Annotated in this window: 15 protein-coding genes; 10 read left to right on the forward strand and 5 right to left on the reverse strand. The window is 39.7% G+C overall.

Going from position 1 to position 19,925, the window contains the following annotated elements; genetic code table 11:
• Positions 1-68: 68 nt before the first annotated feature.
• From AC5JMK_RS22355 to AC5JMK_RS22375, 5 genes are all read right to left on the reverse strand, one after another.
• On the reverse strand, positions 69-2,867 hold the full coding sequence (locus tag AC5JMK_RS22355) for a caspase family protein (RefSeq protein WP_096675520.1): 2,799 nt from the start codon (positions 2,865-2,867) through the stop codon (positions 69-71).
• 1 nt (position 2,868) lies between these two features.
• Positions 2,869-3,249, reverse strand: coding sequence for a Pepco domain-containing protein (locus AC5JMK_RS22360; protein ID WP_016863508.1), 381 nt, complete (start codon positions 3,247-3,249; stop codon positions 2,869-2,871).
• Between the two features lie 371 nt (positions 3,250-3,620).
• The gene (locus AC5JMK_RS22365; RefSeq protein ID WP_096675519.1) at positions 3,621-4,751 is read right to left on the reverse strand and encodes a CO2 hydration protein; all 1,131 of its coding nucleotides are present in this window, start codon (positions 4,749-4,751) and stop codon (positions 3,621-3,623) included.
• Between the two features lie 80 nt (positions 4,752-4,831).
• On the reverse strand, positions 4,832-6,328 hold the full coding sequence (locus AC5JMK_RS22370; protein WP_096678881.1) for an NADH-quinone oxidoreductase subunit M: 1,497 nt from the start codon (positions 6,326-6,328) through the stop codon (positions 4,832-4,834).
• 217 nt (positions 6,329-6,545) lie between these two features.
• A complete protein-coding gene (locus AC5JMK_RS22375; RefSeq protein WP_096675518.1) occupies positions 6,546-8,402 on the reverse strand; it encodes an NAD(P)H-quinone oxidoreductase subunit F in 1,857 nt (618 codons plus the stop codon).
• A 649-nt stretch (positions 8,403-9,051) separates the two neighbouring features.
• Between AC5JMK_RS22375 and AC5JMK_RS22380 the strand changes: the two genes are divergently transcribed.
• The 10 genes from AC5JMK_RS22380 to AC5JMK_RS22425 all read left to right on the forward strand — a co-directional run bounded on the left by AC5JMK_RS22380 (position 9,052) and on the right by AC5JMK_RS22425 (position 19,306).
• Entirely contained in the window at positions 9,052-9,360 is a 309-nt protein-coding gene (locus AC5JMK_RS22380; protein WP_009457333.1) for a carbon dioxide-concentrating mechanism protein CcmK, read from the forward strand.
• A 186-nt stretch (positions 9,361-9,546) separates the two neighbouring features.
• Positions 9,547-9,891, forward strand: a complete 345-nt coding sequence (locus AC5JMK_RS22385) for a carbon dioxide-concentrating mechanism protein CcmK (RefSeq protein ID WP_039748664.1) — start codon at positions 9,547-9,549, stop codon at positions 9,889-9,891.
• A gap of 7 nt (positions 9,892-9,898) precedes the next feature.
• A complete protein-coding gene (gene ccmL, locus AC5JMK_RS22390; protein ID WP_096675517.1) occupies positions 9,899-10,201 on the forward strand; it encodes a beta-carboxysome shell vertex protein CcmL in 303 nt (100 codons plus the stop codon).
• A 71-nt stretch (positions 10,202-10,272) separates the two neighbouring features.
• Entirely contained in the window at positions 10,273-11,961 is a 1,689-nt protein-coding gene (ccmM, locus tag AC5JMK_RS22395; protein ID WP_096675516.1) for a beta-carboxysome scaffolding protein CcmM, read from the forward strand.
• 169 nt (positions 11,962-12,130) lie between these two features.
• Positions 12,131-12,892 carry a beta-carboxysome scaffolding protein CcmN gene (gene ccmN / locus AC5JMK_RS22400; RefSeq protein ID WP_096675515.1) on the forward strand — a complete coding sequence of 254 codons (762 nt, stop codon included), beginning with the start codon at positions 12,131-12,133 and terminating at the stop codon, positions 12,890-12,892.
• 100 nt (positions 12,893-12,992) lie between these two features.
• A complete protein-coding gene (ccmO, locus tag AC5JMK_RS22405) occupies positions 12,993-13,748 on the forward strand; it encodes a beta-carboxysome assembly protein CcmO (RefSeq protein WP_096675514.1) in 756 nt (251 codons plus the stop codon).
• A gap of 253 nt (positions 13,749-14,001) precedes the next feature.
• Positions 14,002-14,922: a LysR family transcriptional regulator gene (locus AC5JMK_RS22410; RefSeq protein WP_096675513.1), complete on the forward strand. Its 921-nt coding sequence runs from the start codon at positions 14,002-14,004 to the stop codon at positions 14,920-14,922.
• Positions 14,923-15,155: 233 nt separating this feature from the next.
• A complete protein-coding gene (locus AC5JMK_RS22415) occupies positions 15,156-16,772 on the forward strand; it encodes a serine/threonine-protein kinase (RefSeq protein WP_096675512.1) in 1,617 nt (538 codons plus the stop codon).
• A 526-nt stretch (positions 16,773-17,298) separates the two neighbouring features.
• A complete protein-coding gene (locus tag AC5JMK_RS22420; protein ID WP_495911055.1) occupies positions 17,299-18,066 on the forward strand; it encodes an FHA domain-containing protein in 768 nt (255 codons plus the stop codon).
• A gap of 529 nt (positions 18,067-18,595) precedes the next feature.
• Entirely contained in the window at positions 18,596-19,306 is a 711-nt protein-coding gene (locus AC5JMK_RS22425; RefSeq protein WP_096675509.1) for a DUF2459 domain-containing protein, read from the forward strand.
• The last annotated feature ends 619 nt before the right edge of the window (positions 19,307-19,925 follow it).

Below are 19,925 nucleotides of genomic sequence, written 5' to 3' on the forward strand. Positions count from 1 at the left end.
ACTTTAGCACTTCAAAATAGTAAGTATTATCAAAAGAGGCAGAGTTTTCTATAAAAAACTTGCCTCTTTTAATTTTTATACTCTTCGCCCATCTCATATAGGTCACTGGATGAGTGATTTTGTGGTTTGCTAATCTTTTTCCCATACAGTTTAGGAATTAAATGCTCCTGAGTTCCAGGTAGTTTGTCTGCTATCTCTGAGCAACCTAACTCAAAAGCATTTTCAACAGAAGATTGATACGCTAATGCTCTATAGAAACCACTGGAAAATGCGATCGCAGTTTGATCGCTTATTGGCTGTATCATCCCAATCACATAATCGATATATTGAGCAAGCGCCAAAGCATGAACTTCGGAATAAGAAGCATTAATGAGTACACATTTTACATAGCGAGCATAGGGTTTAAATAATCTGGCTAGTGCATCTGGCTCAATAAATTTTTCTCTCCCTTGATCATTTTCAAACACTATTCCCTGTCGTCCTGCTCCATGACCAGAAAAGTGAACGATTTCAGGCTTTAACTCTAACATCGCTTTATGAAAGTCTCTAATTCTTATGGCCCACCTGTTTTCTAAAGAGAAAGAACATCCGCGTACACCCCGTATTTCATTTCTTATTTCTCGAATTTCCTCATTAGTACGTAATGTAGATGTACCTCTAGGATTAGAAGCTAGGACTAATATTTTAGATAAATTTTGTTGACTATTCCTAGCTGATACACTAGGAGGAGCAGATGATAAACGTCCCTCAGCTTGTAATGCTTGATATTGAGCGTTATTTCGCTTTAAAACTGGTGTTAAGTATTCATTGCCAATTTCACCATGAATAGCATTACAACCAAGTTTGTAAGCAAACTCAAGAGAACGTCCATTGGTAAGAGCTTCATAGAAAGCGACAGAAAAAACAATTGCTGCTCTATCGCCAATGACTTGACTCATACCAACAACATAGCTAACGTATTTGTTAATAGCTTCCGATTGTATTCCTGTATAACAAGCATTAAGAAATACACAAACTATTTTATTTTTAAATAACTCAAATAATCCCACTAATGCTTCTTGTGAGACCAAATAAGCATTTCCTTCTTCGTCTTCAAGGAAAATACCATCGGTGCTTCCATGCCCACTAAAATGGACAACATGCGGCTCAATTTCCAATAGTGCTTGGCGCAAATCTCGAAAACGAACAGCCCATCTTTCTTGGATCTCAAAATCAATGTCTTCTCGCGAATTACGTAGTATTTCTGAGACCTCACGTACTTCTTTCTCCAAATCCAAACGAGATGTATTTTTCGGGTTGGCAGCGAGAATTAAAATATTAATAGGTTCAGTTTTAGTACTAATTAGATAACCTTCATCATCACCTAAGTTTGCTTGAGAATGACTTGCGAAAGTTTCTGGTTCTACTTGATTGCCATTATTTGTCTCTTCAGATACAGATTCAAAGTTTTTCTTTGGTTGCTCGTCAACAGGTTTAAAGTCAGCAAATGTTTCTGAATCTACATCATTAGGTGGATTAACTAGACGCTCTATTAACTGTTCGTAATTGTTTTGCTTTTCTTGGAAATAATTAACAGATTCTGGTAAAAACTTTTTAAACAATGCAATTAAGAAAGATTTTTTATTTAGTTTTTTACCATTTATTTCATTTATGAAATCTGAGTTAATTTTAAAATATTTATAAATCTGTATCAGATTGTAATTAACAGCACTCTCTGTCATATCCAAATTACGTGCGACTTCGCTGATCCTACGACCGCCCAAAATTTCTTTTAATACTTGCTGTCTTTTAAAAGGTAGGCTATTCAGTTTTTCACGTAATATTTCTGTTGAAAAAACGGGATCATTTTCCAATTCATTCCCAGATTTAGCGCCCTGACTCTCCTCATGAGTTTGACTTTCTTGTTGTTTTACTAAACCTAATTGGCGAAGTCTGTCAATATTATTTTCTGCTTCTTCATTTTTTTCGTTAAGTCCATAGGTAGCTGCTAGTACCTGATGCCATAACTGATAGGCTAATTCCAAATCTTTATCAGTTACCTCAGCTTTATAGGCTTCGATCCTAAGAGCATCTATATCTGTTTTAAAAGTGTTTATGTCAGTATGTGTTACTGATAAACAATGAGGTAAGAGAATCGAATAATATCTTTTTGCAGGTTCAGCTACTGTATAGGGATTTTGTAGAGGTTTTTTATATTGAGAATTAACTTGGGGTACTTTTTCTCTGAGGTAGTTATCTAGTCGTTTTGCTGTTGCACAGTTATTGTCTCCCTTCAGTCTTAGCCCTTCGAGTAAAGCATGAGTGAAGGAACTTTGCTGTAATTCTTCTATTTCCCAAGATTGTTCTTGAGGGCTACAGGAAAAAAATGTAATTACTCCCTGTTGCGCTTCAGTCCCAATTCCTTCTCCTCCTTTGTCTCCTGGATTGTCACGACAGGCATCCAAGATAAGTATTATATTACCAGCGCCACAATTACGCAGACTTTCAACTACATCGCTAACGGCGATCGCAGTTTTTTCCACATTACCAGGATCGCTGTCAGACAGCATTAAAAAGTCACGTTGGTTGCGACGCCTACCATGTCCACTAAAGAAGAACCAGAAGTTGTCTCCAACTCCCATAAATTTTTTTTTAGTGAGAGTCCGTAAAGCTCGTAAGAGGTTAGTGAATTTTGGTTGAGATAGTATTGGTTGGCTGTTTGGCCTTACGATCTTTGAGGAATGGTCTGAGAAGTAAAATACTTCATCAAACTTAGCTTCCTGCTTTAAAAACTCCCCAAATAAATTGGCATCTCGCTCTGCATATTTTAGTGGTCGTAAATTATCGTAATAATTAATACCTATTGAGATTGCCCAATTTTTTACCATTTCACTTGATTTCTGAGCGTTTGAATTTTAGTTTTATGGCCCCTTTGGCTCCAGCCTTAGCTCCATTACCTATGATACTTATCTGCCCTTCAGCGTTTATCTCAACAGATAATTCAATTTCGTCCAGTTGCATTCCAGATTTTCGATGATTCTGAGTTTCAGGGCGAGCCGAAATTCTTTCTACTACATCTAGCAGACGTAACATCTCTTTTTCTAGTTTCTCAACCTTGACATCAGCCACTTTTGTTTTGCTAATGTCAATCTCTAGTTCCTCTTCCTCTATCCAAAATTGACCACCGGTATCGATTGCGCTCTTTGAGCCTTCTGTAATAATAGCTTGTTGCGTGTCTTCTACTATAATCCGGATCGTCTCTTCTTGCATGATGGTAAGCTTATCTTAAGTGTAAGAGTTGATTTTAGATTCAACAGCGAAATAGTAGATTCCGCAAAAAAATCTAATTTTCTTATACCAACAGTTCTGAACGTACAAGCTTTGTAGTGATCAACGAACTTAATGATGTCATAAAAGTTTAACGAATAGATGATATTTGGGTATCACAAATATCATCTACCCGCTATGGTTGACTATATTAGAGTTGTTGGGAAATAAGCCGAAAAATGCCTAGAACTCAGTCATAGCAGATATTTCAGCTATTTTGTCTGAAAATAGTTGAAACCTAAATAGTGCAAGCGTTTCAGCGATTTTTAACGTTATTTCCCAACAAGTCTATTATCTGTTTGTTTTGATATTCTTTAACTATTAACATCCATTAACCGCGATGTTTGCAACCTATCCATCCACTTTTCTAAATAAATTCGATTAAGTTCTTGCTCTTTTGGATCTTGAGTATCCGCAGGGTAAGGCATTAACCCTAAAATAGTTGCTGTAGTAACACAGAACATCGACTTTTGGAAAGTCTGACAAATTTGTACTCGCAAATCATCTTCTCCCCGACGACTGCGGCGATAAACTTCATGTAGATATTCTGGGAGAAAGTGACGCATATCTTGCATTAATAATGTGGGAGGAATACCCGCACCACCAATTGGTAATGGATCAGCATACAAAGCACCGTACTGAAATCTCGCTTGATCTGGTGGAATTTGATATGCTTGGGCGTTGTAGGAAACTGTGCCAGGGAAAGGTGTTCCTCTAAAGAAAACCGCTTCTACATAAGGAATTGCTGTATCTGCCAAGAAAGTTAAGCCCAGGCTAGCAGGAAGAAGATCATAGACTTTATCTTTAATTTTGACAGAGTAGGTAATCGGCTTATTTGCAGCTTCTACTAAACCAAGTTTGATGTGATCTACAACTTGAGGAATTGATTTAATTTTGCCTTGATCATAAAGGTCTGATAAGCTGAGGAAAATATCAGCCATCACCCGCCAAAATTGACCTAAGCCACTGTAATAAGAAGTAACGCGCAACTGTTCAATTAAAAAATCGGGAAAAAGTTGATTAATTCCCATCATGACGGGATTATTTTTAAATTTAGCTGCAATCACAGCTTTAGCTCTTTGTTGAAAATCTTTTGTGTCTAAATATTGATCTAGTCCACCACCACCATGCCAAAACATGGCTTTCATGCAATACTCGGCATACTCAAAATTAATGCGATCGTGCCACCAGTGACGCAGTAATTTCTGGAAAGTAATTTCGCCATTAAAATATTTGAAAAAAGGGAAAAAAACTAAAAATTGATTTTCGGCAATATAAATAAGATTTTTTGAATAAGCATCTAAAACAACGCCGTAGCTTTTAAGAATACCAACTACTTCTAATACATTTTCTGGACTGTCGCGAAGTAATGCTTCGCCAGTTTGCAACTTTTTAATATATTCCACTAATGGATGATGAGCAGGGTTTTTTTTAGTAGTTACCATTGCAGTTCTCCTGAAGAAAGGGGTCGGGAAAAGGGGATTGGGTATCGGGGAAGGTAGGGGTCCCCTACCTTCCCCAATTCCTAATCCCCGATTCCTTCCACTGAAACATGAGCAACAATACTTTGACTATTGGCTATTGCTGTTGTTGTTGCTTCACTCCAACGGGTTAACCAAGCAGGTTGGATACCTAGAATGACGATCAAGACGGCTAGAATGATCGCACTCCAGCGATCGCTCCAATAAACTCGTGGTAAGTTTGTAACTTGTTCTGATAAGCGCCCAAAAAATGCCCGGTTGGTGAGAAGTAAAAAGTAAACCGCAGTTAATCCTGTACCAATCATGGATAACAATGTTTGCACAGGAAAAACTGCAAAACTGGCGCGAAACACAACGAATTCCGCAATAAATCCGACCATTCCAGGAATACCAGCGCTGGCCATGACTCCGATCACTATCAAGCTACCAATTACAGGCATACCTCGTTCTGGGTTCAACAGTCCCCGCAGCACATCTAGATCCCGGCTACCCGCTTTTTTATACACGACTCCGACTAATAAAAACAGTAGTGCAGAGATTAAACCGTGGCTAATCATTTGCATCACAATTCCTAATATGCTTAATGGGGTAGCAGCAGCAGCAGCTAAAAGTATGTAACCCATGTGTCCAATGGAACTGTATGCCACCATTTTTTTCATGTCTTTTTGGGCGATCGCGCAGGATGCACCATAAAGCACGCTGATCACTGCCCAAGTTGCCAAAGCGGGAGCTAGATATCTCCAAGCATCTGGTAACAAGAACATGCCAAAGCGCAGTAAGCCGTAAGTTCCCAATTTCAATAATACGCCAGCCAACAGTACTGAAATTGGTGTGGAAGCTTCTACGTGAGCATCTGGCAGCCAAGTATGAAAAGGAACTAAGGGAATCTTGATGCCAAAACCAACTAAAATTCCTGCCAACAGCAAAATTTGTGTTGCTAAAGGTAAGGCTTTGCTGTTTAAAGTTTCTAGAGCAAAGCTAGGTGAACCACTCAGCCACACTAATCCAAGGAAACTTGCCAAAATTAAAATGCCAGAAAAAGCGGTATAAATCAAAAATTTTGTAGCTGCATAACCGCGTTTTTGACCACCCCAAATGGCAATTAGCAGATAAAGTGGGATGAGTTCTAGCTCGTAAAACAGGAAGAATAGTAGTAAATCCTGGGCGAGAAATGCTCCAGTGACACCTGCACTCAACAGCAATAGTAAAGAGTAATAAAATCGTGGGCGTTGTATATCTTCGTCTGTACTACAAACGGCAATGCAAGTTAAAAGTCCATTCAACAGTAGCAAAGGCAAAGATAAACCATCTATACCGAGGTGATAATTCAGACCTAAAGCATCTATCCAAGGTAAGAATTCAGTAAATTGTTGACTAACGATGGTTGGGTTAAAGTTAACTGCTAAGATAACTATCCACACAAAAGCCAAACTGGCAAATACTAATGTGATGCTACGAGATAGTTTTCCATTCATGCCAACAGGCAAGAAACCTATTAAAGCTGCACCCAATAACGGCAGCAAAATTAAAGCACTGAGCATAGAGGATTGGGGATTGGGGATTGGGGATTGGGGATTGGGGATTGGGGATAAGGGGCAGGTGGGGCCCCTGGAGGGGATAAGGGGTAATGGGGATTGGGGATTGGGATTGGGATTGGGATTGGGGATTGGGGATTGGGAGAAATTTATTGCTTTTCCTCATTGTCTGCCTTCCCGTGTCTTCCCTGTCCCCAATTCCCAATCCCTGAGCGCCGATCACCTAAAAAGGCAATTTCTCCAGCAAACCTAATGACCAGCTGATGAAGAAACCTAGTATGCTGATGCCAACAAGGATAGTGAGTAGATATCCTTGTGATTGACCGGAAATGCTATATTTCAAGCTTTGTCCACCGAAAATTGCTGCAAATCCTACCAAGTTAACTAGACCGTCTACTATGTAGCGATCGCTCCAAGCGGAAATTTTAGAAAGTATGACCACTGCACCAACTACTGTGAATTTATAGATTCGGTCGATGTAGAAGTCGTATCCTAGTAAATCTTGTACAAATCTCCAAGCTAATATTCTCGAACGTGACCAAGCTTTGTGGAGATACATCGTTGAGCCAATAGCTACTCCTAAGAGGGTAGAAAATACCAGCATTCCCACTACATACCAATTGATGCTTTCCCAGGTTGGCAGAAGATACCAATGCTGTAACATCATGGGTAACAATAGGGTCATGATTGTGAGAGTTACCATCGGAAATGCCATTGGCCAAGGTGCTTCCGGGGCGCGACGGGTTTTTTGTTGTGGTTCTCCCCAAAATACTAACCGGAATACTCGTGTTAAATTTAATGCCGTCAAGCCATTCACAAGTACTAATATCCAGAGTACCCAAGGGGTGATAATTGCCAAGCCGTCAGCCCAAGACAACATAGCCCAGAAGCTTCCCAAAGGTAACAAACTTACCATCCCAGTAGAACCAACCACAAAGGCGGTGGTAGTTGCTGGCATTCGCGACCATAAGCCACCCATTTCGGTTAAATCTTGGCTGCTAGTAGTATAAATTACCGAACCAGTACTCATGAATAATAATGCTTTGGCAATCGCATGGGTAAACAGCAAAATTAGAGCCACGCCTCCTTGCTGCAAGCCTACTGCCAAGAATACCAAGCCCATGTATGCACTGGTGGAGTGAGATAGCGCTCGTTTAATATCAGTTTGGGCGATCGATACCAAAGATGCACCAACTGCCGTCATTGTACCAATAATGATCAGAGTGTTGAGGGCAAATGGCGATAAGACTAAGATGGGCTGCAATTTATACAATATATAAGCACCACCAGCTACCACCATTGAATTCCGCATCACCGAAGCTGGGTTAGGCCCTTCCATCGCTTCATCTAACCACAAGTGCAGTGGAAATTGAGCGCATTTACCAGCAGGCCCGGCAATCAATGCCAATCCTAATAAACTTGAAGTTAAAGGGCTAAGTTGTGCTGTTTGCGCCCACTCATATAAATTAGAAAAATTCAAACTACCTGCTTTGGTTGCTAGTGTGACTACTCCCATCAGCAGCAACAAGTCTCCTACACGTTTAGTTAAAAACGCATCTCGTGCTGCTGTAACTACCAGTGGTTGAGCATACCAAAAGCCTACAAACAAGTAGGTAGAAAGAGTCAGCATTTCCAGCAATGCATAGCTTAGAAACAGGGAATCACTTACTGCTAAACCGCTTAGGGCTGCTTCAAAAAAGCCCATTAAGGCAAAAAACCGAGCCAACGACCAGTCTTTTTCCATGTAACCCAAAGCGAAAATTTGTGCTAATAAGCTTAATCCTGCTATTAAAACTGTTGCGCCAACACTGATTGGTGAGATTTCCAAAACAAAGGATATGTTTAAATCCGCAGCACTAAACCAGGTAATGACAAAATTTTCTGGTTCTCCATTCCAAATATCCTGAAATACAATCAGGCTATGGATAAAAGCCAAAAAAGTTGTCAATAAATTAAAATATGCTGCTGGTCTTGGACCAGTACGGCGAACTATTCCCATTGCCCAAGGCAAGGTCAAAATTGCTCCTAATAAGCTATAAAATGGTATCCACCAAGTTGTTGAGAACAAAAACTCATTCATTTAAATTTTCCTTGATGTCTCAGCTTGTAATTCTTTGCCTTGCTAAATGAAATTAATTAATTTTAATTAATTAATTAGACTCTATGATTAAAAGATTTAAATTCCATTAAACAGCATTATTTTACCTTTGCGACTTGATCAACAGGAAAGAAAGAGTAATATTTCCTATAAATTTTCTCTTATTTAAATCTACGCTAACCTCCATCTACATCAGCCGAAATTTCTATCGCGAAAAGAACTATTTATATCAAATATAATATTTTATTATATATTTTTTCTAATTATTTTGATGCAAACAGCAAAAACCGAGGAAAGACACCAATACTACTTTGTAGCTTGCTTGTCGTTCCCCTAGAGACATGATTTACGTTCTATGAACTGCTTTGGAGCAAATATGATAAAGAAATTATAAAACAGAAGTAGGTACTCTAGGAATCCGTGAAGATTGGTTGAGAATAATACACATATAAAAAGTTGTTAAGTTTTTTTAAACTATTTTATTATAAACTATTATACTAATTTATATTGTCAGGGGAGCCAAGCTTTCTTATGCTTAATTTGAGAACAGTTATTTAGCTCAAGATGAGCATCCCCGTCAGAATTTTCAATAAAAGAGTACTAATTGCATTAATTGTGTAGGAGTCCTGCGATGCCTATTGCGGTTGGAATGATTGAAACAAAAGGTTTTCCGGCAGTGGTTGAAGCTGCTGATGCGATGGTGAAAGCCGCTCGTGTCACATTGGTAGGTTATGAAAAAATTGGTAGCGCTAGGGTGACAGTGATTGTGCGGGGAGATGTTTCGGAAGTGCAAGCTTCAGTAGCTGCTGGGGTTGAAGCAGCTAGAAGAGTCAATGGTGGTGAAGTGGTTTCGACCCACATTATTGCTCGGCCTCACGAGAACCTAGAGTATGTTCTACCAATTCGGTACACCGAAGCTGTGGAGCAGTTCCGTACTTAACAATTTTGGATTTTGGATTTTGGATTTTTAGTATTGACTTCGCAGGCAAACGCTTCAAGGGGTAATAGATTCGTCAAAGATTTGGCTTTAGATTTACCAAACCCTAATCCAAAATCTCAAATCTTAAAATTCTTGTGACTTTGCTTGTTTTTGTTTGTTGGAAGCTTCTTAAGGATTGAAAAAATTATGTCAATTGCAGTAGGAATGGTAGAAACGCTTGGCTTCCCAGCAGTAGTGGAAGCAGCAGATGCGATGGTAAAAGCTGCTCGCGTTACCTTAGTAGGTTATGAAAAAATCGGCAGTGGTCGCGTCACCGTGATTGTCCGAGGAGATGTTTCGGAAGTACAAGCCTCGGTAGGAGCAGGAGTAGAATCAGTCAAGCGAGTCAATGGCGGACAAGTTCTATCTACTCACATCATTGCTCGTCCCCATGAGAACTTGGAGTATGTTCTACCAATTCGTTATACCGAAGATGTAGAGCAGTTCCGGGAAAATGTGAATGCAATTCGTCCCTTCGGTAGAAGACCATAGATCATAAATGCAAATTGCCAAAGTTCGCGGCACAGTAGTTAGCACTCAAAAAGATCCAAGTCTTAGGGGTGTTAAACTACTTTTGTTGCAATTAGTTGATGAAGAAGGACGCATCCTGCCAAAGTACGAGGTAGCCGCCGATATTGTAGGTGCTGGGGTAGACGAGTGGGTACTTGTCAGTCGTGGTAGTGCGGCTCGGCAAATTATTGGCAACGAACAGCGTCCATTAGATGCAGCAGTAGTAGCGATAATTGACACAGTTTATGTAGAAGATCGCATGATTTACAGCAAAAAAGATCAATATCGATAGTCAGTAAACAGTAACAGGCTGATAACTGATAACTGACAACTGACAACTGACAATAGAGGAGGAATCTCGCAATGGCAGTCCGCAGCATCGCGGAGGCGGCTCCCCCAACGCCGTGGTCAAGGAATTTAGCTGAACCCACAATAGACCCATCGGCCTTTTTACATTCATTTTCCAACATTATTGGGAATGTCAAGATCGGAGCAAATGTCATAGTTGCGCCCGGCACATCGATTAGAGCGGATGAAGGTACGCCGTTTTATATTGGCGAAAACACCAATCTTCAAGATGGTGTTGTAGTCCATGGCTTGGAAAAGGGGCGCGTAGTTGGTGATGACCGACAACAATACTCTGTATGGATTGGCAAGAATACTTGTATTACCCACATGGCTTTAATTCATGGGCCATGCTACGTAGGAGATGACTGTTTTATTGGTTTTCGTTCTACGGTGTTTAATGCCAGAGTGGGAGCAGGTTGCATTGTGATGATGCACGCCTTAATCCAAGATGTAGAAATTCCCCCAGGTAAATATGTACCTTCAGGAGCAGTAATTACTAACCAGCAGCAAGCCGATCGCCTGCCAGATGTGCAAGCTGATGACAAAGAATTTGCTCATCACGTAGTTGGGATTAACCAAGCACTACGAGCAGGTTATCTGTGTGCTGCGGATAGTAAATGTATTAGGACTATTCGTGATGAATTAACTAATTCTTATACAAGTACAGGCATAGAAGTTGAAGTTTTTGAAAGGAGCGACGAGGTGTCTAGCAATAGCTTGGGTGCGGAAACAGTAGAGCAGGTACGCTATCTGTTACAGCAAGGATATAATATTGGTACAGAACACGTAGACCAAAGACGGTTCCGCACAGGTTCTTGGACTAGCTGTAAACCTATTGAAGTCAGAAGCTTAGGTGAAGCGATCGCAGCTTTGGAATCTTGTCTAAGAGATCATACTGGCGAGTATGTCCGCCTATTTGGCATCGACCCCAAGGGCAAAAGACGCGTGCTAGAAAACATCATCCAACGTCCTGACGGTGTTGTTCAACCATCTAGCTCCTTCAAAGCCCCCGCCTATTCTAGCAGTAATGGTAGCTACAATGGCAATGGCAATGGCAATGGCAACCGTAGCGGCTACAGCAATGGTAGCAACAGACTCAGTGGCGAAACCATAAACCAAATCCGCCAGCTATTGGCTGGTGGTTACAAAATCGGTACAGAACATGTCGATGAACGCCGCTTCCGTACTGGCTCTTGGCAAACCTGCACGCCGATTGAATCAAGCTCTGCTGGCGATGTAGTAGCAGCTTTAGAAGATTGTATGGATAACCATCAAGGCGAATACGTGCGCTTGATTGGTATCGACCCCAAAGCCAAGCGTCGCATCTTAGAAAGCATTATTCAACGTCCCAACGGGCCAGTTGGTACATCTAGCAGCAGTAAATCGAGTGGGACAACAACCGCTTTTGCTTCTGCAAGCACAACAGCAACAGCCAGCAGTAACAAATTAAGTTCCGAAGCTGTGGAACAACTACAGCAACTGTTAGCTGGAGGCTTTAAAATTAGCGCTGAACACGTAGATCAAAGACGTTTCCGTACTGGTTCCTGGTCGAGTTGCGGACAAATTCAGGCTCATAGTATCAGGGAAGCGATCGCAGCCTTGGAAGGCTATATCAACGAATATGAAGGCGAATACGTGCGCTTGATTGGTATTGACCCCAAAGCCAAGCGCCGGGTACTAGAATTGATTGTCCAGCGTCCGTAATTAGGGGTATGAGGGGTATGGGGAGAAAATGGTTTTCTCACTTCCCCTACTCCCCGCACAAGGCAAAAGTTAAAAGTTAAAAGAAATATTGAATCCGTTTTACTTTTTACTTTTTACTTTTTATTTTTTACTTTTTAAGTCTATCCGGGTTTGCGAGGTTAAAAATTTCATGTCTGTGCCGCCACTGCGCCTGGGTAATAACTTTGACTCCTACATCAGTGGCGAGGTAATTATTCATCCGACTGCTGTGATTGCACCAGGGGTGATACTACAAGCGGCTCCAAGCAGTAAGATTGTCATTGGTTCAGGGGTTTGTATTGGCATGGGGTCAATCCTCAAAGTTCATGAAGGAACCCTAGAAGTCGAAACTGGGGCAAACCTGGGAGCCGGTTTCCTGATGATCGGTAGTGGTAAAATTGGCGCAAATGCTTGCATCGGTTCAGCAACAACAGTGTTTAATTGTTCTGTGGAGCCTGGACAAGTAGTTGTACCTGGTTCTGTTCTGGGAGACAATAGTCGCCATTTGAGTGATTCTTTTGCAGTCACTGAGAAAATCCAACAGCCACAGCTATCTACTACTAATCCTGCTTCTAGCCCAGAAAATATGGACGTACAAGAACCAGAGGATCTGTGGAACGAAGAGGATACGGGAACGCAAAAACAGAACGAAACAGGCAATTTCTCTGCGTCTTCTACTGGGGATTCTACTCCTGCTTCCAAGCCCACACCTCCACATCCTCAGCCTTCTACATCTTCCGCCACTCAAAACTCACAACTGGACAATCAGGTTACACAAGATCCTACCACTGAATCTGAAAATCACATCGGTACTCATATTTACGGACAGGGAAGCATTCAGCAATTGTTAATCACTTTATTTCCACATCGGCAATCCTTGAATAAACCCTCCTCTGACGGGAAGTCTGAGTAAGTGTTATATGGAAGTATGAAGTATGAACTATGAAGTAATAATTATTTATCCTTCAGCCTACAGCCTTCATCCTTTCTTTTAAACATCTTGGAGAATTCATATGGACGCATACAATGTCCACACATCTCGTCGAGACATGCTCAGGGATACCGCTTTAGGGTTAGTATCAACTATTAGCTTTCCGGCAATAGTAGGTACGGCAGATATGATGCTGAAATCGGCTGGGGTTCACCTAGTTGGATATGAAAAGATTGGCAGTGGTCATTGTACTGCGATTGTTCGAGGAGCGATCGCTGATGTCCGTCTAGCGGTGGAAGCTGGTGAGCAAACTGCTAAACAATTTGATCAGTTTGTTTCTAGCTTAGTAATTCCCAGACCATTCCCTAACTTAGAAGTTGTATTACCTATCAACAACCGTCTGCGTGCTATTACTGAGGACGGCACTTATAGTCGTTTAAGTAACCAAGCAGTTGGCTTAGTAGAAACACGGGGTTTTCCGGCAATGGTAGGCGCAGCTGATGCCATGCTCAAAGCTGCTGATGTCCAGCTAGCAGCCTATGAGAAAATTGGTTCAGGTTTGTGTACAGCCATTATTCGTGGCTCTGTAGCAAATGTTGCAGTAGCAGTAGAAGCTGGAATGTACGAAGCAGAACGCATTGGAGAATTAAACGCTGTAATGGTAATTCCTCGACCACTGGATGAATTAGAGCAAACCTTGCCAGTAGCAAGTTGTTGGCTAGAGGAGCGTCAACCTGTAAGATTGCCACTCAATATCAAAGAGCCAGTTATGGAAGCAGAATTACTAGAGTTACCAGATTTATCTACATTACCTGTAAAAATACAGGAGGAATTATAAAAAATTTGACTACGAAAAAAACGTTGTACACACCCAGCAGGATGAGGTTAGTACAACGTTGATTACTATCCCCAAAAAGCACCTTTAAGGTGTGCAACGTTGGCTGGAAGGCATCTTACGCTTTGCTTGTTGTTCTGATAATAACTTTTTAATTCTATAAGTTAAATACCTATCTAATAATAACAGGCATAGATTAATATCTATATTTAGAACTCACAACTTGAAGTTGCCATTATATAGAGGAGAATCACTCTTGAATCAAGCGACGTTGCACCAGTTGAAGGTGTTTGAAGCGGCGGCGCGACACGGTAGCTTTACACGTGCCGCCGAGGAACTTTTTCTTACTCAACCTACTGTTTCCATGCAAATTAAGCAACTGACGAAATCAGTAGGTTTGCCGTTATTTGAACAAGTAGGTAAGCGCCTGTATTTGACAGAAGCTGGACGGGAATTATACGCTACCTGTCGGCAAATTTTCGAGACCATAGCCCAATTTGAAATGAAGGTGGCAGATTTAAAAGGGCTAAAACAAGGGCAATTACGTCTAGCTGTTATCACCACAGCTAAATATTTTATACCACGTTTGTTGGGACCTTTTTGTCAACGTTATCCAGGAATTGAAATATCACTACAAGTGACAAATCATGAAGGCATTCTGGAACGCATGACTAGCAATATGGACGACTTGTATATTATGAGTCAAGTTCCAGAGCATTTGGATGTAAGTTACCAACAGTTTTTGGAAAATCCTTTAGTAGTTTTAGCACCACATCATCATCCTCTGGCAAAAGAAAAATATATTCCCATCCAACGTCTTGCTGAGGAACCTTTTATCATGCGTGAACCTGGTTCAGGAACACGTCGGGCTGTGCAGAAATTACTAGATCAGCATGAGGTGCATGTCAAAGTTAAATTAGAATTGGGAAGCAACGAAGCAATTAAACATGCCATAGCTGGCGGCTTGGGAATTTCCGTATTATCTCGCCATACCTTGTTACCAGATACAGGGGATTTAACTGTATTAGATGTAGAACACTTTCCGATCAAACGTGACTGGTACATGGTTTATCCTTCAGGAAAACAACTATCCATCGTTGCTCGTACTTATTCTGAGTATCTACTAGATGCAGCCAAGCAAATTGTTGAGCAAACTGTTTCTTCTAGTAGTCATTAACACGAAGACAGCAGCAAAGTGAACTAAAGTCTGAAATTTTCAAATTTAGATTTTCACGGGAAATGTAAAAATTAAGTGAGTCTACTATTGCTTTACGTCAGCTTTGCCTAAGTTTAGCAATTCTTCAAAGGATTTCCAGCAAAAATGACCTGGTAAAAGTAGCTTTTGATCTAAATAATTGAGATCTGGAGTGTAAGACTCCCGTGATTTTTCGTGCGGCGAGTTGACAATGCATGAGCTACTGCATAAATCCTAACTGTCCCAATCCAGAAAACTTGGCCTATAGCCAGAGGTGTCAGTCTTGTGGCTCAAGATTGCTGTTGCGCGATCGCTATCGGGTAATGAAAGCTTTGAGTCAAGGTGGTTTCGGAGCAACTTTTTTAGCCAATGATCAAGGCTTACCAGGCGAACCGAGTTGTGTTATCAAGCAATTACGTCCATCGGGAAGCACACCCCACGTTCTACAAATGGCACGCGAATTGTTTGAAAGAGAAGCTGTAACTTTGGGCAAAATTGGCAATCATCCGCAAGTACCACGCTTATTAGACTTTTTTGAAGAGTGCGAACAATTCTATTTGGTTCAGGAATACATTAGTGGCTCTACTTTACAGCAAGAGGTCAAACACACAGGAGTTTTTACTGAAGCCAGAGTGAAGCAATTTTTGAGCGAGATCCTGCCATTGCTTAAATACATACACGAATGTAAGGTAATACATCGTGATATCAAACCTGCCAATATAATTCGCCGTGATCAAGATAGTAGATTAGTCCTCATAGACTTTGGTGCTGTTACCAATCAAGTCACACAAGCTGTTGTGAACCATTCAGAACATACAGCATTAACTGCATATGCCATTGGTACTCCTGGTTTTGCACCTCCAGAGCAAATGGCAATGCGTCCAGTCTACGCTAGTGACATCTACGCCTTAGGAATTACATGTATTTATCTACTAACCAGCAAATCTTCTAAAAATCTGCAATATAACCCTACAACTGGTGAACTTCTTTGGGAAAATCATGTACAAGTGAGTGATCATCTAGCAGATGTATTGCGGAAAATGCTGGAAATATCTGTACGTAATCGTTACCAAACAGCCTTAGAAGTACTTACAGCATTAGAACTAGAACCGTATCTAGAGAGTTTGTCAAAAAGTTTGGTTTCTCAACCAAATGGTAGTGTGAAAGAACGAACGATTCATCGTTTAGAAGATTCTGGGATTTCTAACAGCAATCCTTCCAGTGTATCTAGTAGCGTGGCACAGGTTGCAGCAGCAATTCGGGCAAGACGAGCTAGGATTACAGAAGGCACTGGTGGTGTTACCCATGCAAAGGGGACACGACAACGGATGCTGACAACAAAACCAACCACTTTGTCTAGCAATGGTAGTGGTTCTCAAGATCAAAAATCTCAGGCTATGCGCCAATTAGATAGCCGAAATCTGATCTCAGCTTATCTCAAAGGAAGACGAGATTTTGCCTTACACAATTTAAATCTCCTCAATTTGCAAGGCGCTAATTTATCGGAAATAAATTTTCATTCTTCTCAACTGCAAAAAGCGAATCTTCAAGGATCTGATCTCCACAGTAGCGACTTTGGTAGAGCTAGTCTCAATCGAGCTAACCTTAGAGATAGTAATTTAACCAAAGCTTATCTCAATAATGCTGATTTAGAGGGAGCAGACTTACGAGGTGCAGATCTCAGCTATGCTTATTTGCAAAATGCCAACCTGCGGGGAGCTAATTTGTGTGGCGCTAATTTAACTGGAGCGAAAATTTCTGAAGAACAACTAGCACTAGCCAAAACAAATTGGATGACGGTACGTCCTAATGGTAAACGAGGGTTATTGTAAGTCAGGGCTAAATCTGGTTTGATACGCAGCTTCGTTACAGGTGAGACAAGTACGGATATATCCTTTTACTTTTATATTTGATATCCAACCTAAGTATTTTCTCACGATTCAGTTCGGACTATTATAGAAAGCTGTTTAAATGTAACTATTTAATAAATATTGTTTTAATTAATAATCTCATATAACAATTCTATATGATTTGTGAGAATCGCAAAGCTTAGAACCCCGACAACTTTTGCGAAGTCGGGATTCTAATTGTTCACGAATGATTTAGGAATGCTATAGCGTTGTTGAATTTAATAATAAAAACATTATAAAAACTTTTCTATTAAGTAGGATTGCGGTTACTTTAAACGAAAGAGAAACTTTAATCTGAGAGAGCGAAAGTTCAATAATGTCTATTGCTTGATGAGCAAAATTGCAACGTCAATTATGTGATATATATTTCCAGATTATCAAATCAGACTAATTGTTCATAACTGACTTAAAAATAGATATTTATTAGTAAAACAAAGGCTAAGTGATGATGGCGGAATTATTAGATAAAGAATTAGAAAAACGACTGAGTTTATATCAAGTTTTCCTCAAGTTGTATGAACACCATAGTAGATTTTTAGATGAAATTCTTCAGTTGGAAAATTTACCTCAATCGCCGTTTACTGAGGTACACGGGTGTTATATACAAGGTATAGTTGATGGTTCTGCTGTTTATATGATTACCAATTTATGTGAGGGTAAAACGCAAAGATTATTACAGTCACAGCATATATGGACTATAGGTCGCGATCGCACTTGTGGAATTTACGTTTGTGATCAACGTGTATCCCGTCGCCATGCTGCTATTCAGTATATTAAAGATGTTGAGTACTCAGGATTTTACTTGGTTGACTTCAGTAGCACCAATGGTACTTTTGTCAATAGTGAGCCTGTTTATCGTCCGATTAAACTTCAAGATGGCGATCATCTTCGACTAGGTAGCATGACTTTTTCTTTTTACACGAATTCTACACCACCCCAAGTCCTGCCTAGAGTTGCTGTCGAGTTGTTAATGCAACTAGTTACACGCAAAAGCAGTGATGAAGCATCAATCAATAGTAATCCTTCTGGTAAAAAAACTTCTTTGAATGAGAACTTTGATCAGACGCTAGAAGCGTTGAGACAGTTACCAATACTCAATATTGAAGAAATTGCAGTATCGCTAAGTCAAAAACAGCAGTCTGATATTTTAGATGATTTCTTTAGCAAACAAATATCTAATAATACTAGCAAACAAATATCTAATAATACTATATAACCCACATTCCGCACTTCAAAATGTCATATATTAATGCTTCAACAAATCTTACAAAAAACCGTTAATGGTATTAAGTATTAACACTGCTATTTTTTAGGCTTTTGGCGATCGCTATTTAACTACGCATTAGCCCAAACTTCATAAGACAAGCATATTACAAAACGAAGTGCGGAATGTGGGATATAAGTAAATCGGTGGGAATAAACATAACTGAGTAATACCATTTCCATATGCGTCTTCATATGGAAATGGTATTACAAAAGGTAAACATGCCTAAAACCCTTACCAATGACCAATGACTTAGACGCGCCTTCTTCAGCTTCAAGGTAGAGTAGAACAAATGATAGTAATTTTTATAGCTTAAACGTAAAAATATTCATATGCTGCCTACACTCTCTCGAAATTTACTCAATGCTTACGCAAAAATCGCCAAAAATCTTAACTTAATTGAACCGCGAAGAAGGCAAGAAGCCAAGGATTCGCAGAGTGTGCGTAAGTCCTATTACTCTCAAACTGTGCAGGTATTTTTATGAACTATACAAATTATTCAGTTTTTATACGATTATTATATAGGTTGCCTTGTTATATTTTAGGATTAGTTTTATTTAGCTTAATTTTACTAGCTATCAGTGCATTTGTACCTAGAAAATGGCATTCTTACTCACAAACTAATTGTGACATACAAATTTGTGTTTCTAACACAGGTATTCACTCTAATATTATAGTGCCAACAAAAAATAATATTTATGATTGGCACAAGTTTTTTTCGCTCAGCAAAATCGGTGTAGATACTGCTCTAAATTATAATTATTTAAGTTTTGGCTGGGGAGACAAAGATTTTTATATGTTAACTCCTTCTTTGTCTGATTTAAATTTTTCTACTACTCTGAAAGCACTATTTATACCTACGCCTTCTGTTATGTATGTCAAAGGTTATCAAGTAATCCCAACTGATTTAGAAGTTAAGTGTATCCGAGTCAGCAAAAATGATTATTCAAGATTAATTGAGTATGTCCAAGGTAGTTTTCAACTGGATACAAAAAAGAAAACAGTCCGCTTGGGTAACGGCCACACCGTCAATGCAGGTTTTTATGCAGCAGTTGACAGTTATTCAATTTTGAGAAATTGTAATTCTTGGACAGCATCTGGTTTAAGAAGGGCTAATATTAATACTCCTCTCTGGGATGGGCTTTCGGCTGCGATTATCTTCCATCTCAAAAATAGCTGTAAGGTTAAATAAAAAGACAAACTTAAAGAAGTAAATTGCTAAATATTATTCTTATCTTTTACCTTTAATTTGAGGATAAGCTTGATTGTATTAGCAAAGTGATGGAAAACCACTTATACCAATTAAATATGAAGCTGCACATTATTTTAACCCCTCCCAACCTCCCCTTACCAAGGGGAGGTGCCGAAGGCGGTGGGGTTCTTTCTATGCATCTTCATATGGAAATGATATTACTCATAATTGTAATAATAAATATTGTCAAATATGTATAGTAATATATCTATAGAAAGGATTGATTTTAAAAGCTGTTTAGAGAATTGATATAAATTAGAGTTAATGATAGCAAAAATCAAAATGTCGAATGAATCTCATCGTAAGGATAAATTATGAGAGCGATCGCACAACTGGGGCAAATGATAACTTGAACGCAGAGATTTAAAGCGATCGCATCTTTCAAGCTAGTATCACAACTAAATTTAATACTAATTCCTCCATCAGTTATACTGATTAATCAGAAATTACTCCCATTAGTTAGAGGAATCAGAAACTTTAAACTCTTAGGATTAAGTTAGGAATATCTATAGCGTTTCTTAATCTAGTGAAGTACAGTAACAACAATGGGTAAACCAAT

The sequence above is a fragment of the Pelatocladus sp. genome (genome assembly GCF_059505505.1).